This is a genomic window from Micromonospora sp. NPDC005979, from assembly GCF_040614415.1.
In the GTDB taxonomy this organism is placed as follows: domain Bacteria; phylum Actinomycetota; class Actinomycetes; order Mycobacteriales; family Micromonosporaceae; genus Micromonospora.
This window is the reverse complement of record NZ_JBEXUR010000027.1, coordinates 1-25,053: the sequence shown is the minus strand read 5'-3', so window position 1 is coordinate 25,053 and position 25,053 is coordinate 1. Positions and strand designations below refer to the sequence as shown.

The 25,053-nt window shown below is 66.7% G+C and carries 29 protein-coding genes, 3 tRNA genes and 1 pseudogene; 27 read left to right on the top strand and 6 right to left on the bottom strand.

What is annotated here, in order from left to right:
• The first annotated feature begins 111 nt into the window (after positions 1-111).
• Complete coding sequence (locus tag ABZ272_RS30195; protein WP_355053332.1) at positions 112-1,623, top strand: hypothetical protein; 1,512 nt, start codon at positions 112-114, stop codon at positions 1,621-1,623.
• Positions 1,620-2,492 (top strand): DNA adenine methylase, encoded by an 873-nt coding sequence (locus ABZ272_RS30190; RefSeq protein WP_355053331.1) that lies wholly within the window; start codon positions 1,620-1,622, stop codon positions 2,490-2,492. Before ABZ272_RS30195 ends, ABZ272_RS30190 begins: the two co-directional genes overlap by 4 nt.
• Before the next feature lie 90 nt (positions 2,493-2,582).
• On the opposite strand, the gene ABZ272_RS30185 is transcribed toward ABZ272_RS30190, so the two are convergent.
• Positions 2,583-3,002, bottom strand: coding sequence for a GntR family transcriptional regulator (locus tag ABZ272_RS30185; protein WP_355053330.1), 420 nt, complete (start codon positions 3,000-3,002; stop codon positions 2,583-2,585).
• Between the two features lie 551 nt (positions 3,003-3,553).
• On the opposite strand from ABZ272_RS30185, the gene ABZ272_RS30180 reads away from it, so the two are divergent.
• The 4 genes from ABZ272_RS30180 to ABZ272_RS30165 all read left to right on the top strand — a co-directional run bounded on the left by ABZ272_RS30180 (position 3,554) and on the right by ABZ272_RS30165 (position 5,961).
• Positions 3,554-3,889, top strand: coding sequence for a hypothetical protein (locus ABZ272_RS30180; RefSeq protein ID WP_355053329.1), 336 nt, complete (start codon positions 3,554-3,556; stop codon positions 3,887-3,889).
• Positions 3,882-4,226: a precorrin-4 C11-methyltransferase gene (locus tag ABZ272_RS30175; protein WP_355053328.1), complete on the top strand. Its 345-nt coding sequence runs from the start codon at positions 3,882-3,884 to the stop codon at positions 4,224-4,226. The genes ABZ272_RS30180 and ABZ272_RS30175 overlap by 8 nt, the downstream gene beginning before the upstream one ends.
• A gap of 149 nt (positions 4,227-4,375) precedes the next feature.
• Entirely contained in the window at positions 4,376-5,197 is an 822-nt protein-coding gene (locus ABZ272_RS30170; protein ID WP_355053327.1) for a GntR family transcriptional regulator, read from the top strand.
• Complete coding sequence (locus ABZ272_RS30165; protein ID WP_355053326.1) at positions 5,185-5,961, top strand: glycosyltransferase; 777 nt, start codon at positions 5,185-5,187, stop codon at positions 5,959-5,961. The genes ABZ272_RS30170 and ABZ272_RS30165 overlap by 13 nt, the downstream gene beginning before the upstream one ends.
• Here the strand turns inward: ABZ272_RS30165 and ABZ272_RS30160 are convergent.
• From ABZ272_RS30160 to ABZ272_RS30150, 3 genes are all read right to left on the bottom strand, one after another.
• The gene (locus tag ABZ272_RS30160) at positions 5,951-6,394 is read right to left on the bottom strand and encodes a hypothetical protein (RefSeq protein WP_355053325.1); all 444 of its coding nucleotides are present in this window, start codon (positions 6,392-6,394) and stop codon (positions 5,951-5,953) included. The two genes, ABZ272_RS30165 and ABZ272_RS30160, sit on opposite strands and share 11 nt — an antisense overlap.
• Before the next feature lie 92 nt (positions 6,395-6,486).
• Positions 6,487-7,098: an RloB family protein gene (locus ABZ272_RS30155; RefSeq protein ID WP_355053324.1), complete on the bottom strand. Its 612-nt coding sequence runs from the start codon at positions 7,096-7,098 to the stop codon at positions 6,487-6,489.
• 6 nt (positions 7,099-7,104) lie between these two features.
• Positions 7,105-8,412, bottom strand: coding sequence for an ATP-binding protein (locus ABZ272_RS30150; RefSeq protein ID WP_355053323.1), 1,308 nt, complete (start codon positions 8,410-8,412; stop codon positions 7,105-7,107).
• A 216-nt stretch (positions 8,413-8,628) separates the two neighbouring features.
• Here ABZ272_RS30150 and ABZ272_RS30145 point away from each other — a divergent pair, with 216 nt between their 5' ends.
• The 8 genes from ABZ272_RS30145 (at position 8,629) to ABZ272_RS30110 (ending at position 15,145) form a co-directional block, all read left to right on the top strand.
• Positions 8,629-9,024: a transcriptional regulator gene (locus tag ABZ272_RS30145; RefSeq protein ID WP_355053322.1), complete on the top strand. Its 396-nt coding sequence runs from the start codon at positions 8,629-8,631 to the stop codon at positions 9,022-9,024.
• A 147-nt stretch (positions 9,025-9,171) separates the two neighbouring features.
• Positions 9,172-10,794, top strand: a complete 1,623-nt coding sequence (locus ABZ272_RS30140; RefSeq protein WP_355053321.1) for an FtsK/SpoIIIE domain-containing protein — start codon at positions 9,172-9,174, stop codon at positions 10,792-10,794.
• Positions 10,791-11,045, top strand: coding sequence for a hypothetical protein (locus ABZ272_RS30135; RefSeq protein WP_355053320.1), 255 nt, complete (start codon positions 10,791-10,793; stop codon positions 11,043-11,045). Before ABZ272_RS30140 ends, ABZ272_RS30135 begins: the two co-directional genes overlap by 4 nt.
• A 3-nt stretch (positions 11,046-11,048) precedes the next feature.
• The gene (locus tag ABZ272_RS30130) at positions 11,049-11,240 is read left to right on the top strand and encodes a hypothetical protein (protein WP_355053319.1); all 192 of its coding nucleotides are present in this window, start codon (positions 11,049-11,051) and stop codon (positions 11,238-11,240) included.
• Positions 11,237-11,779, top strand: a complete 543-nt coding sequence (locus ABZ272_RS30125; protein ID WP_355053318.1) for a DUF2637 domain-containing protein — start codon at positions 11,237-11,239, stop codon at positions 11,777-11,779. The genes ABZ272_RS30130 and ABZ272_RS30125 overlap by 4 nt, the downstream gene beginning before the upstream one ends.
• Positions 11,776-13,530, top strand: a complete 1,755-nt coding sequence (locus ABZ272_RS30120) for a replication initiator (protein WP_355053317.1) — start codon at positions 11,776-11,778, stop codon at positions 13,528-13,530. The genes ABZ272_RS30125 and ABZ272_RS30120 overlap by 4 nt, the downstream gene beginning before the upstream one ends.
• Positions 13,527-13,712: a helix-turn-helix domain-containing protein gene (locus ABZ272_RS30115; RefSeq protein ID WP_030329852.1), complete on the top strand. Its 186-nt coding sequence runs from the start codon at positions 13,527-13,529 to the stop codon at positions 13,710-13,712. The genes ABZ272_RS30120 and ABZ272_RS30115 overlap by 4 nt, the downstream gene beginning before the upstream one ends.
• Positions 13,709-15,145 carry a tyrosine-type recombinase/integrase gene (locus ABZ272_RS30110; protein WP_355053316.1) on the top strand — a complete coding sequence of 479 codons (1,437 nt, stop codon included), beginning with the start codon at positions 13,709-13,711 and terminating at the stop codon, positions 15,143-15,145. Before ABZ272_RS30115 ends, ABZ272_RS30110 begins: the two co-directional genes overlap by 4 nt.
• 11 nt (positions 15,146-15,156) lie before the next feature.
• Here ABZ272_RS30110 and ABZ272_RS30105 read toward each other — a convergent pair whose 3' ends face one another.
• Positions 15,157-15,681, bottom strand: coding sequence for a hypothetical protein (locus ABZ272_RS30105; RefSeq protein ID WP_355053315.1), 525 nt, complete (start codon positions 15,679-15,681; stop codon positions 15,157-15,159).
• Positions 15,682-15,730: 49 nt separating this feature from the next.
• Between ABZ272_RS30105 and ABZ272_RS30100 the strand changes: the two are divergent.
• A pseudogene (locus ABZ272_RS30100) lies at positions 15,731-15,979 on the top strand (hypothetical protein); the annotation flags it as partial.
• A gap of 501 nt (positions 15,980-16,480) precedes the next feature.
• Here ABZ272_RS30100 and ABZ272_RS30095 read toward each other — a convergent pair.
• Entirely contained in the window at positions 16,481-16,834 is a 354-nt protein-coding gene (locus tag ABZ272_RS30095) for a hypothetical protein (RefSeq protein WP_355053314.1), read from the bottom strand.
• 766 nt (positions 16,835-17,600) lie between these two features.
• Between ABZ272_RS30095 and ABZ272_RS30090 the strand changes: the two genes are divergently transcribed.
• From ABZ272_RS30090 to rplA, 12 genes are all read left to right on the top strand, one after another.
• A complete protein-coding gene (locus ABZ272_RS30090) occupies positions 17,601-17,771 on the top strand; it encodes a hypothetical protein (protein WP_355053313.1) in 171 nt (56 codons plus the stop codon).
• Positions 17,772-17,828: 57 nt separating this feature from the next.
• On the top strand, positions 17,829-20,354 hold the full coding sequence (locus ABZ272_RS30085) for a bifunctional diguanylate cyclase/phosphodiesterase (protein WP_355053312.1): 2,526 nt from the start codon (positions 17,829-17,831) through the stop codon (positions 20,352-20,354).
• 92 nt (positions 20,355-20,446) lie between these two features.
• A tRNA-Thr gene (locus ABZ272_RS30080) sits at positions 20,447-20,519 on the top strand.
• 24 nt (positions 20,520-20,543) lie between these two features.
• Positions 20,544-20,616: transfer RNA gene (locus ABZ272_RS30075), tRNA-Met, on the top strand.
• A gap of 132 nt (positions 20,617-20,748) precedes the next feature.
• On the top strand, positions 20,749-20,916 hold the full coding sequence (gene rpmG, locus ABZ272_RS30070) for a 50S ribosomal protein L33 (RefSeq protein WP_341717669.1): 168 nt from the start codon (positions 20,749-20,751) through the stop codon (positions 20,914-20,916).
• Between the two features lie 125 nt (positions 20,917-21,041).
• Complete coding sequence (locus ABZ272_RS30065) at positions 21,042-21,488, top strand: MaoC family dehydratase N-terminal domain-containing protein (RefSeq protein ID WP_355053311.1); 447 nt, start codon at positions 21,042-21,044, stop codon at positions 21,486-21,488.
• 1 nt (position 21,489) lies between these two features.
• Positions 21,490-21,882, top strand: a complete 393-nt coding sequence (locus ABZ272_RS30060) for a MaoC family dehydratase (RefSeq protein ID WP_355053310.1) — start codon at positions 21,490-21,492, stop codon at positions 21,880-21,882.
• Positions 21,883-22,078: 196 nt separating this feature from the next.
• Positions 22,079-22,151, top strand: a tRNA-Trp gene (locus ABZ272_RS30055).
• Positions 22,152-22,364: 213 nt separating this feature from the next.
• Positions 22,365-22,757 carry a preprotein translocase subunit SecE gene (gene secE, locus ABZ272_RS30050; protein ID WP_355053309.1) on the top strand — a complete coding sequence of 131 codons (393 nt, stop codon included), beginning with the start codon at positions 22,365-22,367 and terminating at the stop codon, positions 22,755-22,757.
• Between the two features lie 39 nt (positions 22,758-22,796).
• Entirely contained in the window at positions 22,797-23,519 is a 723-nt protein-coding gene (nusG, locus tag ABZ272_RS30045) for a transcription termination/antitermination protein NusG (RefSeq protein WP_355053308.1), read from the top strand.
• 189 nt (positions 23,520-23,708) lie between these two features.
• A complete protein-coding gene (gene rplK / locus ABZ272_RS30040; RefSeq protein WP_355053307.1) occupies positions 23,709-24,140 on the top strand; it encodes a 50S ribosomal protein L11 in 432 nt (143 codons plus the stop codon).
• A 78-nt stretch (positions 24,141-24,218) separates the two neighbouring features.
• Entirely contained in the window at positions 24,219-24,935 is a 717-nt protein-coding gene (gene rplA, locus ABZ272_RS30035; RefSeq protein ID WP_355053306.1) for a 50S ribosomal protein L1, read from the top strand.
• The last annotated feature ends 118 nt before the right edge of the window (positions 24,936-25,053 follow it).

Genomic DNA, 25,053 nt, shown 5'->3' with positions numbered 1-25,053 from the left:
TATCTTCACGTCGCAGCATGGGTACTCGTGTGAGTAATCCGGGCATCGGGTGTTGCGCGGATTACAGACTGTCGATACCGTCTGGTGAAAATGCTAACGAGGGAGCGGATGATGGCCCACAAGTATTTGTCTCTGCGGCCGTCACAGGTGGTACTTGACCCCGAGAATCCCCGACTCCCGGACGGTACTACCAGTGACCGGGAGGCGATCAACCGTCTTCTTGACGATGACGCCGACGACCTCATCGCTCTGGCTCGTGACATGGCAAAGTCTGGCCAAACAAACCCTGCCGAGCTGCCTATCGTAATTAAAGACAAGTCGAAGTATCTCGTTTTAGAGGGCAACCGCCGTTTCGCCGCCTTGAAATTGCTAGCTGATCCTATTCTTGCTGACGACGAGGTGCATCAGAAAGCGTTTCGTCGCGCAGCAGCCCTAGGTGCACCCCCCAAGAGTGTCTTTACCCTGATAGCGGACAGTAGGGAAGAGGCCGACTACTGGATTGTGTTGAGGCATACAGGCGAGAATAACGGCCGTGGTATAAAGCGATGGAGTGCTGCTCAGTCAGCAACCCACAGGCGCCGAAACAACAAGTCCGTGGACTCGGGCACCATTCGCTCAATGGCGATGGCCGACGAACTCGTGGAAGCATATTCAACGGACCCGGACTTGGTTGATCTAGTCGTCAAGACCCGGAATAGCAAGCTTACGAATATCGGCCGATTCTTCTCGCCTGATGTCCTAGACCGGCTTCACTTCTCGTTGCGGGCGGACGGAGATGGCAGTTCACGTGAGCGAAGTCTCTGGGTGCATCATGACCGCGACACGCTGCGTCCATTCTTCTGGTGGGCATTCTCTCTCATCTTGGAGAAGCCTGTCGACGCATACAAGAACAAGGCCATTAGGAAGACCGCGCTGCTGTCTGTTGCCAACCTGCTTCCACTTGATTCTGATGCGACCGCGCATCCCTTCCGGCTAGCCGAGGGGGGCCGATCCGAAAATGCCTCCGCTGACGGAAGTACTGCAACCGATGGACAGGCTCCGTCAGGCGAGGCGAGCCATAGCGGACCGGGTGCAAGTACCGACGGTGGCGGCGGAACGTCGACTGGTCCTGAGAATTCCTCGACTGCCGGCGGCAACGGAGAGGCTTCGTCTGGAACAAACAGCACAAATGCACGAACGCGGGGTCGCAACGAGGCTAAGCCCGAGAAGTACATGTTCCAAGGGCTCAGGCTTCCAAATCATCCGGGACGCATCCAGAAGCTGTTGAAGGAATGTCGTCTACTTGAAATTGACGATATGTCTAGTGTCGTATGCGTTATGGTGCGGATCACTGTCGAGCTTGCTCTTTCTACCCCCGAAGCTCTAAGACTTTCCGGCGTGCAGGAGCGGGACTCACTGAAAAAGAAGATCATCGCTATGCTAAAATTCCTTGATCCTAACATTGAGGATGCAAGGAAGAGGGACAAAACTTTGGAGCAGGCCTACCTAGATGCTTCCGGCTTGGGCATGGAGTACCTAAATGGCTTCGTGCACAACCCGGATGTAATTCCTGACCCTCATCTTGCCCGACGGTATAGCGCCGCGTATCGACCTCTGCTTGAGCGCCTGGATAATGCTCTGTGAAAACCGCTTTCATTTCCCCGCTCAGGTATCCTGGGGGCAAAGCGAAGCTTGGGCCCTTCTTTGCCCGGATTCTCGCAAGTCAGCCGGCCCCGATAACCGCCTACGCCGAGCCGTATGCTGGAGGCGCTGGCGCAGGCCTCTTTCTGTTGTCGGAAGGCCACATCGAGCAATTGCTGATTAATGATCTGAATCCTGGGATAGCTGCCTTTTGGCGCGCAATTATCAATCGCACGGAAGAGTTTGTCGAACGCATCGAGCGGGAGGATATCTCGCTGGATGCATGGCATCAGCATAGGGCTCGTTATCTCAGTCCGGACGGAAGGGATGACCTCGATCTCGGGTTCTCGACATTCTTCCTCAATAGGTGTAATAGGTCGGGCATCTTGACGGCTCGACCTATTGGTGGCCTCGCTCAAACGGGAAACTGGAAGATCGACGCTCGCTTCAACCGAGTTGGACTGGTCGCACGAATCCGGCACATTAAAGGCCTCGCTTCACGTATCACCGTCTCGCAGAAACCCGCGCTGGATTTTATTGCATCTTGCTCTCGCCGAAGGGCATCAACACTTCTCTACGTCGATCCGCCTTACCTCGTTAAGGGTGAGGAGCTCTACATGAGTTCTCATTCATGGGAGGATCACGAAAAGGTCGCTAGCGCACTCACTAAAACCCGGCAGCCCTGGATCTTGACCTATGACGTCGATGAGCGCGTGCGGAATTTGTACCCCCTGCATCGATGCTTGAGGTATAGCATTTCGCATACGGCGCAGACGCAAAAAGTTGGGCGTGAGTTCATGCTTTTCAGTCATGGGTTAAGGGTAGATGACTTGTCGGTCTCCTCGAATCGTGTAGGCGCATGGGTTTCTTGATGCGTATCGCTTAGGCACCTTTTCCCAGTTAGCCGTTATGATTGTTAGTCGTCCACCGGCGGCTATTATCCATTTGGCGAACTTCCTGTACTACAACGCTGGCGGTGTCAGGCGATATCTCCTGACGACTTCGCGCACGTTTCCATCCACCTTTGTGACGAATTGCTCTTCGAGTAGAGTCGCGCCTTCGTCAACCGCAAAGAGAGTTGCAAGCTCGCGATCGGGGACTACACGACGCCGCCGCCTTAATTCAGAGGTCTCGCTCGGCGGGCTGCCAAATGGGCCAAGATTCGCATATGTGCCTCGGCCGTGCTCGGTTGACACCCAACCTGTCTCGCGGAGTAACCCAATTGCTTGGCGAATAGTGCCGCGAGCTGCTCGGAACTCGGCGGTCAGTGCACTTTCGGTCGGCAGCAGCGTGCCTGGTGGGATGACGCCGCTTTCGATGCGCTCTCTCAGCGCGTCGGCGATGACGTGGTAGCGGGGCTGGCCGTAGTGCGGGGTGGGCACCTGCTCACCGTACCTGGCACTTGTCTTACCAAGTGCCAACCAAGTGACCCGTTTCGACGTCTAGACAACTCGTCCACTTGTAGATACGTTTCATGATGTGCGGCTGGGGTGACGGCTCGTGTCAGGGGTGGCCTCGCGCCGGCCCTGGTCGCACCCGATGCGCGGCGTCCTGTCGGACCGGTTGCGGTAGCCGCGCGTACAAGTTGGCTCGGCGATACCCGACCCGTCCGGCGTCGGACGGTGCGCCGTGCCTTCATCCGGGCCGGTGGCCGGCTGCATTCCCCCGTGGTCGGCCACCGGTCCCCGTCTACCTGTGGAGGTGCGATGTCTGGTTCTCATCGCCGGAGCCGCTGGTTCTCGTCCTGGCAGCTCTGGAGGCGACCATCTGCCTTGAGTGCTAGCAGCAATCAGCCGCCAGGTCCACGCACGGCTACCGCGACGATCTCGCCGCGGTGGTCAATTGGGGTAACCCGTGAGTTGCCCGTGCTCCGGTTTGCGCCGCTGATGACCCGGGCGCAGTTCCACCGAGGCAACGGCGGGCGGTGGCCGCGGTGAGCCGCACGAACAAGCCATCTGAGGTCACAAGCCACCCGGACTGGTGCGACCCGGAACGCTGCGGCTACTTGGTGCCGCCGGTGATGGCACACATGGCCCGCCGTCATCGCGGCCCGATGCAGCGAGTTGGCGACGGCCGCGCGGCTGGCCTGGTCGTCACGTACCTCATCGCTGCTGAGGCTTCGGGTGGTGCCCTGGTCGGTGTTCACGTGACATGCCGTAGCGGGATCGCCTGGGCCGAGTTGTCGTTGCTACAGACAATCGAACTGGCCGAGCAACTTAATGCTCTCGTGAAGCAGGTACTCGGGGAGTCGAGGGCCGACGATGAGTGAAGGCGCCCCGCTGATGGAGGACCAACCGTCGTCGTTGACCGCTGCGGTCGTCTGCCCGGTGTGGTGTCGGGGCTGCGGACCAAGCGACCCGATGCACCGCGGGCTCCTCGCCACGATCGGACGCGAGCGCAGCGGGTGGGTCTCTGTTCAACTGCTCGTGGACCGGTTCGCCCGCCGGGACCTGGCCGTGAAGCTCGACGTGACCCGTTACGGCGCGACGCAGACCGCGCTTCTGTCCGCCGCGCAGGTGGACCGGCTCATTGACGAGCTGACGCACGCCCGCCTGGAGATGCTGACCCGGGCTGATGGAGGCCAGCAGGCGGGGGAGACGCGGTGAACACCAACAGACGTCCGGGTGTGGCTCTACCTCGTACCCCCGGGTCACGCCCTGGGCGACAACCGCGACCGGCGGTCGTCGTGCCTCCCGTGCCGGAGCGGCCGGCCGGCGGTACCGCCTGGCAGACGTTGGAACGTCTAGGGGGTACGGTGACCGGTGTGCATGGCCGGGACTGGCGCCCTCGCTACCTGCAACTCGCGGAGGAGTTGCGGGCAAAGATCATGGGCGGTGAGCTGGCACCCGGCACGCTGATGCCGAGCGAGACCGAGTTGGCCGAGACCTCGGGCCTGTCGCGCACGAGCGTCCGCAACGCCATCCGGCAGCTCCGGGAATGGGGCCTGGTCCGCGCGGAGCAGGGGCGCGGCACCTACGTGCGGGCACCCCGCCAACGGGTACGCCGCCGCAACACCGAGCGGTACCAGTGGGAGAAGGAACGCGTCCTGCTCGACGAGGACGAGCGGCTCAAGACCGGCGCCACCGAACATGACACCGGCCTGACCGTCGATGACCTCAAGTTCCACGCCGAGTACTCCCGGGTGGAAGCTGATGCGGAGATGGCGGCGGCCTTGCAGGTCGAGCCGGGTACGCCGCTGCTGCGCCGGGTCTACTGGACGTCCTCCAAGCACGAGAACGCGCCGCTGACCATGTCGTACTCCTACCTGCCGTACGACCTGGTGGCCGCGAATCCGGACCTGCTCGACGAGAGCAAGGAACCGTGGCCCGGCGGCACACAGCATCAGCTCTACACGCTCGGCATCGAGCTGGACCGGATTGACGACGAGATCCGGGCACGTCCGCCGTCGCCGGATGAGGCCGAGTTGCTGGACATCGACCCGGGAGTCTCCGTGCTCACCGTGCGGAAGACCTCGACCGACACCACCGGCCGGGTCGTCGAGGTCGCCGAAGTGGTGATGCCGGGCGATCGCACCGAGCTTGTCTACTCCCACAAACTCCAGCGGTGGAAAACTTGACGCAGCTCGTCTCGGTCATCACCCCGGTCCACGCGCCTAGCATCGAGCACCTGGCCGGGGCCTACGAGTCGTTGGCCAATCAGGAGATGCCTGACGGCTGGGACTGGGAATGGCTGGTCCAGGAGGACGGGCAGACCGGTGCCCTGGTCGACGTGCTGCCCGACGATCCCCGGATCAGTCTCGGCACCGGCCGTCCCGGCGGGCCTGGCGTTGCCCGTACCCTCGCGCTTGCCCGGGTCTCCGGGCAACTCATCAAGGTCCTGGACGCTGACGACCAGTTGACCCCGGGTGCGCTCGCCCGGGACGTCGCCGCGTTCGACGCGCACCCGCAGATCGGCTGGACTACCTCGCGGGTACTCGATCTGCTCCCCGACGGGTCGACCTCCGGATGGGACAAGGATCCAGCCGGCGGGGTCGTCGACCGCGGTGCGGTCCTGTCGTTCTGGCAAGCCAACGACTACCGAGCATCGGTGCACCCGGCGACGCTGTGTCTACGGCGGGATCTCGTCTTCGCCTTGGGCGGCTGGATGGCCCTTCCCGCCTCCGAGGACACCGGCCTTCTACTCGCGGCCAACGCGGTCAGCGCCGGCTACTTCACCCGGGAGTACGGGCTGCTCTACCGCAAGTGGCCCGGCCAGGTGACCAGCCAGGCCGCGCACCGGGAACCGGCCGAGTATCAGGCTCGGATGAGGATCATCGAGGCCCGCGCCAACGCCCTGGCCTCGATGATCCCGAACGGCTTCGGCGGCAGCACTACGGCGTAGCTTCGTGCCCCGGCATCCCGTGGGTGCGCCGCCGCTCCTTCATCTCCGCCTCGAAGATGTGCCGCCGACCGCCGGCCAGCTTCTCCCGCGCGTCCCGCTCGATCTCCTGGAACGCGGCGTAGTAGCCGTCGTCGAACTCCTCGACGATCTGGAAGGTCCACCGGCCGGGTAGCACGTTGCGCCCCAACAGCTCGTGCTCGACCCGGTCGGCCATCTCGTCGTGCCCGGCCTCGCGGAGCAGCTTTACGACCCGGTCAAGGGTGAGATCTGCGCCGCCAACGAGCTGGTGTGCCGAGTACAGGTGACCGCGTACCCGATGGACCGTCTCAAGCGCCTTGCTCAGCTCGCCCAACGCCTCGACGGTCGCATCGTTTACACCCGCCTGTCGCGAGTGTTCCTCATCCAGTGAATCAGTCTCACCCCGCAGGCCCATCTGCAAGACCCTCTCGTTCCGTTAAGTCGACTTGGCGTGCCGTGATTGTCTATCTCCTGTTTCCGTTCTTCTCGTGGATGCGCGGCAGGCCCCTACCGCTGTCCGAGTGCCCGCAGTAGGTGGTGCATCCCCGATGACGGATTGTCATCAGGGAAGGCGGTGCTGTTACGTGTGTGGCGCTGTTCCAATTGTTCGGCTCGGCGAGCTGCCTGCTTCAGTAGCGGCATGTAGATGGCGCTGTCGATGCTTTTTCCGGCTCGGCCGTCGAGCTTGCGACTCATGCTTTCCGCCTCGGCAGTGCTGAGAAACTTGGTTAAGTCGCGATGGTGCAGGATTAGCCAAATTTCGAAGCACGGATTCGAAATGACTAACCCGACACCCTTGGCCTGAGCAAGCTGCTTAGCTTCGAAGAGATTTGGATGGTTTTTCGGCCATTCGACATCGAAGATGCACCAGCATTCCTCTACCTCCGGATCGGCCAGCCGGTCAACGGCCATCTTCACAAGGGTCAGTGGTACGCCTTGCTCGGGATGGATTTCGAGATTGAGGGCCGTGTTGGCAGCGATCTCGGGCAGCCTCTTTAACCCGTTGATGTAGTCGGGCTCGGAGTTTCTGCCCTCGCAGAAGACCACGACCGTGTGTAGCTCTGGACGCTGGGCGATCGTGCGCTTGAGGGGCTTCGGTCCGCGGCGGCGTGGTGTCATCGTCGGTCAGCCGATCAGCCCGAGCGCTCGCAGGAACTCAGTCTGATCGACTTGGGGGAGTGCGCCGAATCGGCCATGCAGATAGGCATTCTCCAAGTTCTGTGACTTGCGCACCCGCTCGCCCGCGAATTCGGCTAGCCCGCCGAGTCGAGTGGAGCCGTCGAGTCGCTTCTCAGTAAGCCATACCTCATCTCGGTTCAGATGGTTGAGCAGGCTGGTGTCGTGTGAGGTGAAGATGAGTTGTGCCCCGTACGGATTCGTAACTGGGCTTTGAAAGACTCGTAGCAACTCCGCAGACAGCGTCGGATGGAGGCTGGCGTCCAACTCGTCAAAGATGACAATCGACCCCGACTGCAGTGCTATCAGCACTGCACCAATTAGCCCGAACCATGTTCTCGTCCCTTCTGACTCGGTCGAGAAATCGAGTGGAGCCGAGCTTTCGCCTGACCGGTGAACAAGTCTTAGTCGGCGCTGGGTGCGGGTCTCGCCGCCCGAGCTGGAAAAAGAAACTTCCTGCTCATCGATAACAACGTCCTCGATGCCTAGGTCGGCAAGCCGTAGCATTGCCAGCGCCTGTTCGCGCCTGCTCAAATTGGACCACTTTCCCTCGTCTTCTACGAGGGAGAAGAGCGAGGGCTGATCGCTGTCCGGACTATCGAACCAGCGCATCGTATCCGCCCTCGGAGAATAGCGCCGTTGCCTGCCGAAAAAACCTCCCGAGCGTCCTCGGCGGGGCACGTGACCGAGGACCTGAATGCGCAGGAGATCTCTGACAAAATTCGAAACTAGAGGCTCATCGAATCGCCGTGCGGCGGATAGTGCTAGCGTTCTTTCCGTCATTAGTTCGCGGGTGCCGGACAATGCTCCCAAGCCGCGCTGAAGCTTCAGTTCGGAGCCCTCGCGCTCAAAAACTCTGCGGCGCTTTCTCTCCGGATAATGGAAAAGTCCTTCATAAAGGACCTGCCTAGCATCAAGTTCGAGGACGTACTCGAAACGCACGCCGTCAACCGTGGCTTCGACGACGAATTCGCTAGGTCTGGCTGGTCCTGAGCCGAACGCAAAGGGCTCTAGTGGGATTTCTTCCTCCCAGAAGCGCACCGAATCTTCCACGGCGTCGCGCAGCCAGGCGAGTGCACCGACAACGTTCGACTTGCCGGAGGCGTTCGGTCCGTAGATCGCACCTAATGTCAGAAGGCTCTCCCCAAGGTTAGGGGCCTCCCGAGCTGCCTCCCGCCCACGGTCAACAGCCACCATCGACAACTCAACGCTCTTGGCGATCGACCGGTAGTTGCTGGCCTCAAATCTGATGAGCACGAGTGCACGTTACCCCACGCTGGGGCGCGGACACCCTGGATGCTTCGTCATTTTCCGACGAAATCGCCCCTCTTCCTGCAGGTAGGGCGCGGACATTGGGTGGCGGCTAGCGCAAGTGAGAGTCGTTCGGCTTCGAAGTTTGTTGACTTGTCTGCCAAGTGCCGTCTACCTTGGACCACAACTTGGCAGACAAGTTAACAAGTTGGGGGTTGAGCGATGGCTCTGCGCGGCGGTACGAGGTTCGCGGTGCGGTGTGAGGACGTGTTCCCGGCGGGGTGCGCGTTGGTGCCCGAGTCTCTGGGCGAGGTCGAGGACTACGACGAGAAGACCGGTCGGCGTAGCCCGGCGAAGGACAAGGTGACCGGCCAGCGGGTGTGGCAGGTCCGGGTCATGGATCTGGATCCGGAGCTGGGGAAGCGGTCGCGGGAGACGACGGTGAAGATCTCGGCGGATTACCAGCCGGTCCCGCCGACGGGTGCCCCGTTCGAGGCGGTGGAGTTCGAGGGCATGACCGTCACGCCGTACGTGACCAACAACAACCGGATGGCGTACTCGCTGCGGGCGACCGGGATGCGTGCCCCGGCGGGCGTGGCTGCGAAGGCGGCGCAGTAGCCGCATGTGGTGGGGCGGGGCTGTCAGGTCTTGGCGGACGGCAGCCCCGCCCTCTGTCTCTTTCCCCTGCTCTGTCGAGAGAGGTAGTGACATGTCCAAGCGTATGTCTGCCGTCCTGCGGCGGCCCACTGTGACGGGTGCGCGGTGATGCGCCGGCCGCGCGGCGAGGTCGTGATGACCACCGCCGGGGATCTGATGGTGATCCGGCCGCGCCGTCTTGAGTTGCCGGTCTGGCTGATCGCGCTCGGCCTGGTGCTGCGGTGGTTGTGGCGGGGTCTGTGGTGGTGTCTTCGCCATCCGGTCGCCGTCGGCTTGGTCGTGGCCGGGGTGAGCCTCTACCGCGAGTTCGGCCGGGTCGGCGTGATCGTGCCCGTGGTCCTGGCCGCTGCCGTGTCGGCGCTGTGGCGGTGGCGGCACGAGTCGTCCTGGTGGACATGGTTCGCCGGTCCGATCCTCGGCCGGTTCCGTCAGCTCTTCGTCTACCGGCGGGCCTGGCGCGAGGCCATGACCCTCTGCGGCCTGGCCAAGGTGTATGACCACCGCACGGTCCTACCGGAGCTGCTGCGGGTCCGCTCGGATCAGGCGCTCGACGTGCTGACCATCCGCATGGTCCGCGGCCAGACACCGGAGGAGTTCCAGAAGGCGACGGCAAACCTCGGGTACGCCTTCGGTCGGCGGCACGCCCGGGTCTACTCCGAGCGTCCCGATGAGCCGCCGATCCGGTCGGGCTACTGGGCGCTGGTCCTGGGCGCGGTGGACCGGCTGCGGTTCCGGGATCGGCCGTCGGTGGTCTACCTGGTGGTGGTCCGCACGGATGCGCTGCGCACCCTGGTCGACCCGTTCGACGTCCCGTCGGTGCCCGACTTCACCGCGCTGCCCCTGGCGCGTCGTGAAGACCTGCGGCATTGGTGCCTGCATCTGCTGGCCACGCACGTCCTCATCGGTGGCGCCACCCGCTCCGGGAAGGGCTCCGTGCTGTGGTCGCTGGTCCGGGTCCTGGCCGGTGGGATCTCCTCCGGGCTGGTTCGGCTGTGGGTGATTGATCCCAAGGGCGGCATGGAGTTCGCCATGGGCCGGCCGTTGTTCGCCCGGTTCGCCTGCAAGTCGTTCGAGGCCATGGCCGATTTGCTCGACGAGGCCGTGACGGTGATGCGGGAGCGGCAGACCCGCCTTGCTGGCGCGGTGCGGGTCCACACTCCGACCCTGGATGACCCCCTGGTCGTGGTGGTCATCGACGAGATGGCGGCACTGACCGCGTACCTCCAGGACGTCGACCTGCGTAAGCGCATCGCCGGATCCCTCGGGCTGCTGCTGTCGCAGGGGGCCGGTGTCGGCGTGCTGGTGGTGGCCGCGTTGCAGGACCCCCGGAAGGAGGTGCTGCCGTTCCGGGACCTGTTCCCGACCCGAATCGCGCTCGGGCTGACCGAGGCCGCTCAGGTCGACCTCGTGTTGGGCGACGGTGCCCGCAACCGGGGCGCCCTTGCCGACCAGATGCCGCGCTGGGCCAAGGGCGTCGGCTACGTCATCCTCGACGGCACTCCCGAGCCGGCCCGGGTCCGCTTCTCCTACATCTCTGACGACCACATCCGAAAGTTGGCCGCCGAGTACCCGGCGCCGGCCGACGCGGCGGACATCCTCGCCCAGGTCGGCCGGGAAACCGCCACCGAACCGGCCCGGCCGCCCCTGCCCCGGCAACGTCGCGGACCACTGCTGCCCGACTCGCTGCTGAACTTCCTCGACCGGGACGCCGACGGGGGTGAGCCGCGGTGACCGCCCCGACCTTCTACCGGCTGCGCGCTCCGGGCACCGACGGCTCCACCAGTACGGCGGTGTCCGTCCGCGTCGACCCCGACCGGCCCGACCCGTACCCGGTCTATCTCGCCGTCGGCGGCGGCCGGCGCCGCATGTACCTGACCCCCGACGAGGCGTGGGCGCTGTGGCGCTGCCTCTCCGAAGCGGTGGCCTCCCTCGGCGAGCCACCCGAGCACATCCGTACCCGCGTCGCCCCGGCCCGGAGGTAACCGATGTCCCTCAAGAGCTTCTTCCTCGGCACCCATCGCCTCAAGCCCCTGCACATCGACCTCAACGGCTCCCCGGATCGACTCGCCGCTGCCCTGCACGGCCTGGCGCACATGGTCCGCCGCCGCAGTGACCTCGACGGGCAGCGCATCCGCATCACCGTCACCGTTCGCATCCCGGAAGGCGACTTCGAGTGATCCGCCACCGAGCCGAGTCGGGCATTCGCGTGCTGATCCTGCTCGCCATCGGCGCCATGGCCGGCGCCGCCGCCTTCACCCACGTCCACGACCTGACCGTCGCCCACGGCCAACCCGACTGGATCGGCTGGGCCAACGCCGTAGCCGTCGAGCTGATGGCCATCTACCTCGGCCTGGAGATCCGCGCCCGTCGCCGTGATGGTCGACCCGTCGGCCTGGTCGGCGTGCTCCTGATCGCGTTCGCGCTGCTCTCCCTCGCCGCCCAGGTCGCCGAAGCCGAACCCTCCGTCTGGGGCTGGATCGTCGCGGCCGTGCCGTCGCTGGCCTTCCTCGCCCTGGTGAAGGTTGTCCTGTCCAGTGCACCGACCGCCGCGCCGATACCCGAGCCCGATCAGCCGCAGGCCGATTTGTACGACGAGCCGCAGCCGGTCGAACCCGCGCCGCCGGCTCCGGTGATGCCGCCGGCATCAGTCCCGGTGCTACCTCCGGCCGTTGTCGTCCCGTCCAATCGTCCGCAGGTCGTCGGGATCATCCGATGACGGCACCAACCCTGCCCGGCCTCGAACCCACAGCGACCCCGGCTGCTCCTCGGGCGGGGTCGCGGGCGGCCCGCATGGCGTTACCCCGCTCGATCGACGTCCTGAAGGACATCGCCATCGAGTACGGCGTCTGCGTCCGCCCGCTCGCCATGCGCCGCATCGACCTCGACACTGGCCTGACCGAAGTCATCGACCTGCCCTGCGGCGCGACCCGCGAGGACAAGTGCCCGCCGTGCGCCAAGAAGAACCGCCGACTGCGGCAGGCCCAGATCCGCGAGGGCTGGCACCGCGACGACGAACCCCTACCCGGCCCGGAACCCGCGACCGAGGCACAGAAGTCACTGATCCTGTTCCGCGCACACCTGGAGTTCTCCCGCGACGAGGCGGTGAGGGCGGCCCAGTGGGACCAAGTGACCGACCTCGACGAGGCAATCCGCGAGGTAGAGGCAGCCATCGCCGCCGAGGGCCTACGCGGGCGCGTCGGACCACCGCACGCCAGCGACGACGAGGACCAGGACGACGAGCCCGGCCCACGGCGCAAGCGCTCCACCAAGCGACGCCAGGATGCCCCCGAACTGCCCCGGCGCAAGGTCGAACGGCGCACCGTCGGTAAGACCTACACCGCCCCGGACGGCTCCACCTACCAACCGTCGATGTGGCTCACGCTAACCCTCGACTCGTACGGCCCGGTCCGTCCCGACGGCACCCCCGTCAACCCGGCCAGGTACGACTACCGCCGCGCCGCCTGGGACGCCGTGCACTTCCCCCGGCTCCTCGACCGGTTCTGGCAGAACCTCCGACGGTGCGAGGGCTGGAACGTCCAGTACGCCGGCTGCGTCGAGCCGCAACGCCGTCTCGCCCCGCACGCTCACTTCGCCATCCGGGGCACCATCCCTCGGGACGTGCTGCGCACCGTGGCGGCGGCCACCTATCACCAGGTGTGGTGGCCCTCGGTCGACGTCCAGCGCTACACCCTCGACCGGCTGCCGAGCTGGGACGAGCAGGCGGCGGCGTGGGTCGACCCGGGCACCCGGGAGCCGCTGACCACCTGGACGGAAGCCCTCGACGCCATCGACGACGACCCGGACGCCGATCCTGTGCACGTCGTCCGCTTCGGCGCCCAGGTCGACGCCCGCGGCGTCATGCCCGGCACCGAGGACGCCGAACGGACCATCCGGTACGTCACGAAATACATCACCAAGCACACCGGCGACTGCCACAAGGCCACCACCGACCGGCAACGCAAGCACCTCGACCGGCTCTGGCAGCAACTCCAACTCACCCCCTGCACCGAGCGGTGCGCCAACTGGCTGCTCTACGGGGTTCAACCCAAGAAGGCGCACGCCAAGCTCAAGCCCGGCCGCTGCAAGGGCAAGGTCCACCAGCGCGACACCCTCGGCATCGGCGGTCGGCGCATCCTCATCTCCCGCGACTGGTCCGGCAAGACCCTCGCCGACCACAAGCACGACGCGCGGGCCTGGGTGCGGGCGCTGCTCGGCGTCACCACCGACGGCACGCAGCTCGTCGACGACCAGGGCGCCACCACCGAACGGGTCCGGCACGCCTGGGAGTTGGCCCGGCCCGATGACCCGGACGTCGGCCCGATGACCCACCGGCTCATGCGGTCGATCAGCGAACGCGCCCGCTGGCGCTCCGAACTGCTCGCCGCCAAGGACCGGGCCGCGCAGGGGCCCTCAGATCTTTCGGCAACTCAGCACAGCGCACAGCACGACGGGGAGGAAACGCAGTGAACGAGGAGTTGTTGACCGTGCCGGAAGTGCTCGCCGAGCTGCGCGTACCGCGCTCGACCTGGTTCTACTGGCGGCAGACCGGCAAGGGACCGCGGGTGATCAAGCTCCCGAACGGGCAGCTCCGGGTCCGCCGGTCGGCGCTCGGTCGGTGGCTCGGCGACCTGGAGCAGGACGCCGCATGAAGAGCTACGAAGTTCAGATCTGGGAGATCGCCAAGCGCGCCGACCGGAAGGCTCGGCCGTGGCGGGTTCGTTGGGCGGTGAGCGGCCAACGCTTCGAGGACATGTTCCGTACCAAGGCCCTGGCGCACTCGTTCCGCGCCGAGCTGGTCCAGGCGGCCAACGCGGGGGAGCCCTTCGACCCGGCCACCGGCCGCCCGGTCTCCGAGGCCAGAACCAAGAACCCCACCACCTGGTACGCGCACAGCCGCGCGTACGTCGAGATGAAGTGGCCCCGGGCGGCGGCCAAGACCCGACGCTCGATCGTCGAAGCGCTGACCTCGATCACGGTGACACTGACCCGCCCGGCGAAGCGGGGCCGACCGACTGACCTCGTGCTCCGTGAGGCGCTGTACCTCTACGGCCTCAACCCCCGCCGCTGGTCCGACGAGATCCCCGCCGACCACGCGGCGGCGCTCGCCTGGCTGGAAACCGCGTCCCTCCCGGTCGTCGAGCTGGACTCGCCCGCGATGGTCCGCCGGGTCCTCGACAGCCTGTGTGTACGCCTCGACGGCAAGCCCGCGGCTGCCTCCACCGTCCAGCGGAAGCGGGCCACCTTCTACAACGTCCTCGGGTATGCCGTCGAGCTGGAGCTGATCGCCTCCAACCCGGTCGACCGGGTCCAGTGGACCGCTCCCGAGGTCGCGCAGTCCATCGACCGGCGGGTGGTGGCGAACCCGGCCCAGGTCGCCACGCTGCTGGAGGCGGTGAAATCTCTCGGCAAACGCGCCGACAAGGTCACGGCCTTCTTCGGCTGTCTCTACTACGCGGGGATGCGTCCCTCGGAAGCCGCGGACCTACGGCGAGAGGACTGCGACCTTGCCGGCCGGTGCGCCGACTGCGGGGCCGACTTCGACGACCTGGCGGCGGTCAAGCCATCCCGGTCCTGCGAGCACGAGAAGATCGAATATCGCTGGGGTCGCCTGGTGCTCGCCGGTACCTCGCCGCGCGCCGGGTCGCACTGGACCGATGACGGCGGCTCCCACGAGCGGCGGGGACTCAAGCACCGGGGGAGAGCCGAGACTCGGACGGTCCCGATCCCGCCTCGGCTCGTCGAGCTGCTGTGCGCGCACGTCGAGAATCACGGGGTGGGCCCGGACGGTCGGTTCTTCCGGGGCCTGCACGGTGGGCCGCTCTCCGAGTCGGTCTACGACCGATGGTGGAAGCTCGCTCGCGAGCAGGCGTTGACCGAATCGCAGGTTGCCTCGCCGCTCGTCCGCCGGCCCTACGACCTGCGGCACGCGGCGGCCTCGCTCTGGCTGAATGCCGGTGTCCCGCCGACCGAGGTCGCCCGACGCCGGGGCCACGGCGTGGCCGTCCTGCTCCGCGTCTACGCCAACTGCATCGACGGCGGCGACGACACCATGAACGACAAGATCGGCGACGCGCTCGGATGAGCGCCCGTGCTTCAGTCCTTCTGGGCGGTCGCCGCGTCACCGAGAAGGCGCCGAGCTTCGCCGACGACGTCCACGTCGATATCCCTGGTCTCGGTGCTGGTGTACGGCGGCTGCCAGTCGTGGACGGCCTCTACGACGTCGTAGGCGTTGTCCAATGCGATCAGTTCGGCTGCCAGGGGAGTGCCGTCGTAGGAGATGAATCGGTATGCCCAAGAGGTGAGATCACGAGGCGCGATGGTCTGTGCGAGCAGTCGCCGGGCCATGATTCGGAGGGCTTCCTCCTCACTCTCTCGGCTTTCCTCGGCGTAGTACACCAGAGAGAGTTCCGACAGTGCGCCTTCGAGCCAACGCCGCAGCTCGTCATTCTCCTCGCCCTTCACCGGCGAGATGCCGGCGAGGATCTGGAGAGTCGGGCTGTCTATGCCCGAGATGAGGCAGTCGCAGGCTGCTTCGATCACCTGGGCTGCGGTGCCAGAACCGACGCTCCAGAAGACAGCGGCGTCCTGGAGGCGAGCGAGGGCAGCCTGACCGAGCATTGCTACATGATCCGGCAGCGCGCCCCCGCTGTCGCTGGCTTATCCGCGGCTCGTGTGCCGGCCGTACGACCTGCGGCATGCGGCGGCCTCGCGGTGGCTGAATGCCGGCGTCCCGCCGACCGAGGTCGCCCGGCGCCTGGGCCACGGCGTCGCCGTCCTGCTCCGCGTCTGCGCCAACTGCATCGACGGGGGAGACACCATGAACGGACAAGATCGGCGAGGCTCTCCGCTGATGTTGAACCTGCCTGCCACACTCGCTTCGTGCCAATCGATCGACCACGGGTGTGGAAGGGCGTGAGGGCGCTCCTGACTGGGGGTGCCGCATGGACAGCGGCGTCTGCCGGCTTCGCTGAGGCGCCGTCGCGGTCTCAACTGGCTATGACTGCCGTTGCCGCGCTTCTTGCAGCCGGGGTGGTGGTCTTCGAGCCAGGTGCGCAGGGAGAGCTCGCCAACCTAAAAAAATCCCGTGGCCAAGTCGGGCCGACTTGGATCCGGACCGTCGTCGACGCGCTGGCCAAGGGACTGCCGGCTTTTAAAAAAACGGCGAAGGTTAGATGTGTAACGTTAGACCTGGCCGTGGGGCGTGGGGCGTGGGCAGATGGTGGGCGCTCTCGACTTCAGTCCCCTCTCTTGAGCGGGATGCCGCAGGTCAGTGGGGGTGGCCTGGTCAAGATCGCTGACGCCCTGTAAATCCGTCGCGAAAGCTACAGAGGTTCGAATCCTCTACCCGCCACCAGGTGCAGACACGGCCCCTGACCAGCAGAGATGCTGATCAGGGGCCGTTGTCGTTGAGGTAGGGCTACCGGAACTCGTGCACGACCTCGATCAGTCCGACGATGTGGGCGTTGAAGTCGTCCAACTCCTCAGCCGGCACCCACAGCTCCAGGATGGTCTTCCCCCCGACTTGGCGCACCGGGTACCGGCTCAGGAACTCCGTCTCGACGCGGAAGCGGGTCACGTAGCCGACGCCGGACGCGGGGACGTTCCAGTCCCGGGCGATCATGACCGCGTAGTCCTCGTTGAGGACCGGATAGAAGATCGGCTGATCCGCCAGACGTGGTGGCCACGTCCGCCATCCGGACTCGCGGACGAGATCCAGCTCCTGCGGCCCGGTTGGGCGCCACAGCACCGTCGTACCGTCATCGCTGTTCATGTCGACCTCGCCACTCGGATTCCTGGTGAGCCCGGACAGTACCGACGGACCTGCACTGGGGACCACCGCATTCGATTCGCGATGGGGGTCGCTGGTGGCACGGGTCGCGCCGCGCTACGTCGAGGAGCGGCGCTGCCGTCGTCGGCAGAGCCGAGAGGAGGCCGTCGCATCTGCACCAAGCGATCGGTACGACAATGCAGCAGATCGATACCGCCATCGAAGGGGTCCTGCGACGCCAAGGACTGCCCGGCAGACATGCCGTCGCCTCCGCCTCAGTAGGCGAACCCGGCCAGGACGGTGCTCGGTCCCGGGGTGCAGCGGCTGGCCGTCGGCGCTCATCCCGCACCTTCGCCGCCCGGGCGAAGGGCGGTACTACTACCAGAGGCGGAAGGAGGGCGAATCGGTCGCGCCAGCCTCCTTGTGTCTTTGCGGGAAGAAGGTATGGTGGTCGATGTCTGGGCCGCGTCGGTGCGCCTCCAGGCCATCGGATTCGTCACGGAGAGCGACCGGACGGGATTGGACAGCGACCCCCCTTCGACCCCTTGGGTGAATTGTGCTGTAGGTCGCATCAAGCGCTGGGTGAAGCGCTGATGTCGCAGGAAGGGGCCCTGATCTGGCCCGGCTTGTGGAGGCGCACTAGGCCGAAGGTCGCGACCTCGCCAACGCTCGGACGGGTACGGACATCACCGCTTTCCTGCGTACCTTGCGTGTGGCACGATCGTGGAACCTCCACCATCCCTGTGACACTTCCCCGACAGGAGCCAACATGTCTGGTCGAAGGCTGGGCCGGTCACTCGGCTCACTCCTCGTGCTCGCCGCTGTCCTCGGTGGACTGATCGGCGCCGACGCCCTCGTGAGTGGGAGCTACGTCCAGATGTCCGACGTCATCTGGGGCGCCGGCCTGGGCGATGTCCTGTGGGGTGTGGCCGCACGGTGACTCGGGCGTAGCCCATGAGGGCAGCCCCAGTGGGCGGCGTCTTTCAGAGGGAGCGGTATGGCCGAGCGTGACCAACGGCGTAAGTCCACGGACCGTGCTTGGCTCATCACCGGCCCCATGGTGCTGTTCGCCATCCTCGCGTGCACCGCGATCAGCATCGTCTCGGACCGTCCCTACGGGAACTGGGCGCTCGCATTCCTGATCTTCCTGGCGATGGCCGGGATCAGCATCCCGGTGCTGAATTTCGTCGTCCGGCGGCAGTCCGTGGGCGTGACGCTCACGGAGATCCCACTCGTGGTGGCGCTGTTCTTCCTGCCGCCGTTGACGGTCGTCCTGATCTACACGCTCGCCTCGTTGGTCTACAGCGCCAGACAGCGCTTCCCTCCCGCCAAGTTCTGGTTCAACGTCGCGCGGGCCGCGGCGGCCACGTCGCTGGCCGGCCTGCTCCTGCTGCGGCTGCCCCCGCTGCACGACGTGGGTCCCGGGACGTGGATCAGTCTCTTCCTCGCGGTCAACGCCATCACCCTGTTCAGTCTCGTCTCGGTGGTCGGCGTACACGTCCTCCTCCAGGGCTGGCAGGCTGGTCGGGAGGCGCTGCGGACGACCCCGTCGGTGTTCCTCACCACCTCGATCAACGCCTCCGTCGGTCTGCTCGTGCTGATCGCGTTGCGCAAGACCTGGTGGTCGGCGCTGCTGTTGGCGGCCCTGTTCGCCGCGCTCGCCCTGGTCTACCGGTCGTACGCCCAGTTCTTCCGGCAGCACCGCACCCTGACCGGGATGTACGACCTGGCCCGGTTGATCACCACGAGCGGCGCCGACGGGGCGCTCGCCGACGTCCTGCTCGACCGGGTCCGTGCTCTCATGCAGGCGGAGTCCGCGACGCTCTGGCTCCCCGCCCAGGGGCGGCATCCGGAGGTGCTGTTGACGGCCCGGGTCGACACGCCGGGTCTGCTCGACGTCGCCCCGACCCCGTCGATCCTCCGCGAACGTGCGCGGGACCTGGCGAAGACCCTGTCGATGGGGCGCCTGCTGGGTGACGAGGGGGCGCTCCGGCACGAGATCAGCGCCAGCGAGATCAAAGACGTGATCGTGGTGCCGCTGCGCTCCGGCCAGGCCGTGATCGGCACCCTGGAGGTGGCGAATCGGCTCAGCGACATCGGGCACTTCGCCCCCGGCGACATCCCCATCTTCGAGACGGTGGCGGCGCACGCGGCGGTGGCGCTGGAGAATTCGCGACTTGTCGACCGCCTGCGGCACGACGCGTACCACGACACCCTGACGCGGCTGCCCAACCGACGGCGCATCACCGCCGCCCTGGACGAGTCGGTCAAGATCGGCGCGCCCGACGAGGTGGTGGCGTTGCTGCTGTTCGACGTCGACGGGTTGCAGCAGGTCAACGAGTCCCTCGGCCACGCTGCCGGGGACAAGGTGCTCGTCGAGGTCGCCAACCGGCTGCGGGCGAGCGCTCCGTCGTCGGCTCTGGTCGGTCGTGCGGGCGGCGACGAGTTCCTGGTGACCCTCCGGTTGGAGAGCGCCGAGGCGGCACTCGAACTGGCCGAACAGCTGCGCGACCAGATCCGTGACGAGATGGTCTTCGACGCGCTCACCCTCGACGTGAACACCGCCGTGGGTGTGGCCGTACACCCGGATCATGGCAGCGATGCCGCGACCCTGCTGCTCCGGGTCGACCTGGCGGCGAACGCCGCCAAATCGGTGCCGGGCAGCGTGCAGTTGTTCAACCCGGGCCTGGAGTCCCGGTCGTTGCGCCGGCTGGGTCTCGCCGGCGACCTGCGCCAGGCGTTGGACCAGGGCGAGCTGGAGGTCTACTTCCAGCCGAAGGTGACCTTGCGGGACCGGCGTCTGGTCGGAGTCGAGTGTCTGGCCCGCTGGGAGCATCCGACGCACGGCACCGTCGCTCCTGAGGACTTCGTGGCGGTGGCCGCGCACACCGGCCAGTTGAGTCGGCTCACCGAGGTGGTGCTCCGCGAGGGGCTGCGGCGCAGCCGGGACTGGGCCGAGGCCGACCAGCCTCTGCCCATCGCCGTGAACCTCGCCGCCCGCACGCTCACCGACCAGCACTTCCCGGACCGGGTGCAGGAGCTGCTGACCGAGTACGGGGTGCCGGCGCAACGCCTCACCCTGGAGATCACCGAGTCGGGGGTGCTGGACGGCACGGACCGGCCCATCCCGACGCTGCGTCGGCTCCGCGACCTCGGCGTCCGGCTGTCGGTGGACGACTTCGGCACCGGTGACTCCTCGCTGGCCCACCTGCGCCGGTTGCCGGTGCACGAGGTGAAGGTGGACCGCTCCTTCGTGCAGGGCATGGCCACCGACCCGGGGGACCTGGCGATCGTCAACGCGGTGGTGACGCTCTCCCAGCAGTTCGGCCTGGCCGTGGTCGCCGAGGGTGTGGAGAGCGAACTGACCCTGGAGCTTCTTCAGGACATCGGGTGCGAGATCGGTCAGGGCTTCCTGTTCAGTCGGCCGCTGCCGTACGAGCGACTGGCCGCCTGGTTCGGCGCTCAGGTGGACCCGGAGACGATCTCCGGAGGAGAGCTTCCACGCCTGCGCGTGGTGCCCTGAGCTGGGCAGATCCGGCCGCTGGGGATCCGATTTCACCTGCCGACCCGTGCCGTGTATTCTACTTCTGCGCGCCCCACGGGGAGATCGCGCAGGCCCCCTTAGCTCAGTCGGCAGAGCGTCTCCATGGTAAGGAGAAGGTCTACGGTTCGATTCCGTAAGGGGGCTCGAGGGTTCAGCTGGACCCACCGCGGCGGTGTAGCTCAGATGGCAGAGCAAGCGGCTCATAATCGCTGTGTCGCCGGTTCAAGTCCGGCCACCGCTACTCTCGTCTTCCGGGCTGGTTCCCGGTGGTCGTTGAGATGGGCGCCACTGGCGCCCACTTTGCATGTCCGCGCAGTCAGCGTCTAGGCTGACGCGTCGTAGTTGTTTCCGTTAGCGAGGAAGGCACTCCGCCGTGGCGAAGGCTACCGATGTCCGGCCGAAGATCACTTTGGCGTGTGTGGAGTGCAAGGAGCGCAACTACATCACGCGCAAGAACCGCCGGAACGACCCCGATCGCATCGAGATGAAGAAGTTCTGCCCGCGCGACGGCCGGCACACGGTTCACCGCGAGACCCGCTGACCGCCGGCCGGCACGCACCGGCCGTCGTCGAAGCCTTTCCAACCGCCGATCTGACCGGTCGGGCGCGGCGTCGCCGCAGCCTGCCGACCAGATCGGCGGTTGTGCTTTCCGTGTAGGTTCGCGGCATGTCCCTGGACCCTTCCTTCGTCGGCCGCACGTACCCGCCGACCGCCCCCTACCAGGTGGGCCGAGAAAAGATCCGTGAGTTCGCCACGGCCATCGGCGCCACGGACGCGGCTCACCACGACCCGGCCGCGGCGCAGGCCCTGGGCCACCCGGACGTGGTCGCCCCGCCGACCTTCCCGGTGATCGTCACCATGGCCGCGACCCGTCAGATCATCGAGGACCCGGACCTGGGCGTCGACTACAGCCGGCTGGTCCACGGCGACCAGCGGTTCGCGTACGACCGGCCGGTGGTCGCGGGCGACGAGCTGGTCTGCGTCAACACCATCGAAGAGGTCAGCAACCGGGGCGGGCACGGCCTCCTCACCACCCGCACGGACGTGAGCACCGTCGCCGGGGAGCAGGTGGTCGCCGTCTGGGCCCGGTACGTCATCCGTGGAGAGGCCTGAGATGGAACTGCCAACCAAGACGTTCCGGGTGACCCGGGCGGACCTGATCCGCTACGCCGGCGCCTCGGGCGACTTCAACCCGATCCACTGGAGCGACCGGGTTGCCACGAAGGTGGGACTGCCCGGGGTCATCGCGCACGGCATGTTCACGATGGCGCTGGTCGGCCGGGCGGTCACCGAGTGGGCCGGCGCGCCCGACGCGGTGGTCGAGTACGGCGTCCGGTTCACCCGGCCGGTGGTGGTCCCCGACGACGACCAGGGGACCGAGATCGAGGTGACCGCGCGGGTCCGCGAGGTGACCGAGGACGGCCTCACCCGGCTCGACGTGACCGCGACCTGCCTGGGCGACAAGGTGCTGTCGCAGGCGCGCGCGGTCATCCGCACGGCGCGCTGAACGAGGCCGGACGCACGCGAAACCAAGGCGGCCCGGCTCGCTGAACCGATGCCGCGCGGCGCGCTGGATCGGCTTCGCCACGCGTGGCGGGGAGACCGGTTGGGAAAGTCGGGCGCCTACCCGTACACTGGTCCGCCGTGGGGCAAGTGACCCCTGCTCGGTCGTCTGTGACCGCGTGGGGCGAGTGTTGCCGCACAGGGGTGTAGCTCAATTGGCAGAGCAGCGGTCTCCAAAACCGCAGGCTGCAGGTTCAAGTCCTGTCACCCCTGCGCCTCAGGCCTGACCGTTCCCGTGGGTCGCGCCGCCGACAAGGCGGCGTCCGGCCCGTGGTGGTGGCATCGGCGGGGTGGCTCCGAGGCAATCGGGGCTCCCGGTCGAACCACCGGCCGCGGCCCGTCGCGGGACGGTTGGGTCCGGCCGGCGTGACCAGCGCCGCGTACGCCGCCCGGCGTGCGACCCGAGATTCCGCGACGGAGGGCGAAGTGGCCGACAACAAGCGGCGCGGCGAGGACGCCGGCGACGATCGTCTCGACGATGAGATCGTCGACGACGTAGCCGACGACGACGCCAACGACGCGGACGAGCCGGTCTCCCGGGGCGGCACCGCGACGCGGGCCCGCGCCCGGGCGGAATCGGCCGACAGCCGGCCGACCACGAGGTCGGAGACCGGTCGGGTGGGCGTGTTCGGCCGCATCGCCCGGTTCTTCCGCGAGGTCGTAGCCGAACTGCGTAAGGTCATCTGGCCGACCCGCAAGGAGTTGCTGACGTACACCGCCGTGGTGGTCACGTTCGTCGCGGTGATGCTGACGATCGTGGGCGTGCTGGACTACGGCTTCGCCAAGGCCGTGTTGTTCGTCTTCGGCAACTCGGACTGACCGGCTGTCTCCAGCCGATAGTGACGGAAGTGAGCGAGCGTGCCTGAGTACGACGAGACCGCCGGAGAAGTGGACGAGCAGTCCACGGTCGCGACGGCGGCTGGTGACGAGTCGGTTGAGGCCGCCAGCGAGCCGGAGTTCCCCACCACCGAGCCCGCGCCGGACGAGGACTACGACCCGGTCGCCGAGCTGCGGCAGAAGCTGCGTTACGCGCCGGGCGACTGGTACGTGGTGCACTCGTACGCCGGTTACGAGAACAAGGTGAAGACCAACCTCGAGACCCGGATCACGAGCCTCGACATGGAGGACTTCATCTACCAGGTCGAGGTGCCGACCCGGGAAGAGGTCGAGGTCAAGAACGGAAAGCGTTCGCAGGTCCAGGCCAAGGTCTTCCCCGGTTACATCCTGGTCCGGATGGAGCTGACCGCCGAGTCGTACTCGTGTGTCCGCAACACCCCGGGCGTGACCGGCTTCGTCGGCGCGACCGACCGGGCCGACCGGCCCGCGCCGCTGTCGCTCGACGAGGTGCTGAAGTGGCTGGCGCCGGCCGTCGAGACCGAGCAGAAGAAGGCGAAGCCGGAGATCAAGGTCCTCGACTTCGAGGTCGGCGACTCGGTCACCGTCACCGACGGCGCGTTCGCCTCGCTGCCGGCCACGATCAGTGAGATCAACGCCGACCAGCAGAAGCTCAAGGTGCTGGTGTCGATCTTCGGCCGGGAGACCCCGGTGGAGCTCAACTTCAACCAGGTCGCCAAGATCTGATGGTCGTCGGCGGCGGGCCCAGCCCGCCGCCGACGTCGGCGTACGCCCTCCCGCTCGACCTCGGCGGACGAGCGGGCTGCGGCGTGCGCTACTCTTGAACGTCGCCGCTGTCGCATCGCGCTGACCGTGCGCGCCCCGCCGCGGCGGCGACGGCCGCATTTTCCCAAGCTCCAAGCCCCAGGAAGTGACATGCCTCCGAAGAAGAAGCTCGTCAAGACGTTCACGCTTCAGCTGCCGGCGGGCCAGGCCACGCCGGCGCCGCCGGTCGGCCCCGCGCTCGGTCAGCACGGCGTGAACATCATGGAGTTCTGCAAGTCCTACAACGCGCAGACCGAGTCCCAGCGGGGCGACATCGTCCCCGCCGAGATCAGCGTGTACGAGGACCGGTCCTTCACCTTTGTTCTGAAGACCCCGCCCGCCGCCCGGCTGCTGATCAAGGCCGCCGGTGTGCAGAAGGGCTCGGGCGTTCCGCAGGCGACCAAGGTCGGCTCGGTCAGCCGCGCCCAGCTGCGTGAGATCGCCGAGAAGAAGATGGCCGACCTCAACGCCAACGACCTGGACCAGGCCGAGAAGATCATCGCCGGCACCGCCCGGTCGATGGGCATCACCGTCAACGACTGACGTCGGCCTCCGCCGACGACCCGATCGTGGGAGGGCTCGCGCCGAGCGGCCCGCCAGAGACCACAGGAGTAATCAGCAATGCAGCGCAGCAAGAGCTACCGCAAGGCCGCCGACGTCATCGACCGGTCGAAGCTCTACACCCCCGCCGAGGCCGTGAAGCTGGCCAAGGAGACCACCAACGTCAAGTTCGACGCCACGGTCGAGGTCGCCATGCGCCTCGGCGTCGACCCCCGCAAGGCGGACCAGATGGTCCGCGGTGTGGTCAACCTGCCGCACGGCACCGGTAAGACCGCCCGCGTGATCGTCTTCGCCAGCGGCGCGAAGGCCGAGGAGGCCGCCGCGGCGGGTGCGGACGAGGTGGGCACTGACGAGCTGGTCGCCCGTATCCAGGGTGGTTGGCTCGACTTCGACGCGGCGATCGCCACGCCGGACCAGATGGCCAAGATCGGCCGGATCGCGCGGATCCTGGGCCCGCGCGGTCTCATGCCGAACCCGAAGACCGGCACGGTGACCATGGACGTCACCAAGGCGGTGCAGGACATCAAGGGCGGCAAGATCACCTTCCGGGTGGACAAGCACTCCAACCTGCACCTGATCATCGGCAAGGCCTCCTTCTCGGAGAGCCAGCTGGTGGACAACTACGCCGCGGTGCTCGACGAGGTGCTGCGGGCCAAGCCGTCCGCGGCCAAGGGCAAGTACCTCCGCAAGGTCATTCTCACCACCACGATGGGCCCGGGCGTTCCGGTCGACCCGAACCTGGTGAAGAACCTGACCGAGGACTCGGCCGACGCCTGAGCGACTCATCGCTCCGCCGGGGCGGGGGCCCGCGCGGGGGGGGGGCCCCGGGGGGGGGGGGGGGGGGGAGCGGGGCCGCCCGCGGCGGGGGGCCGGGGGGGGGGGGGGGCCCAGCCGG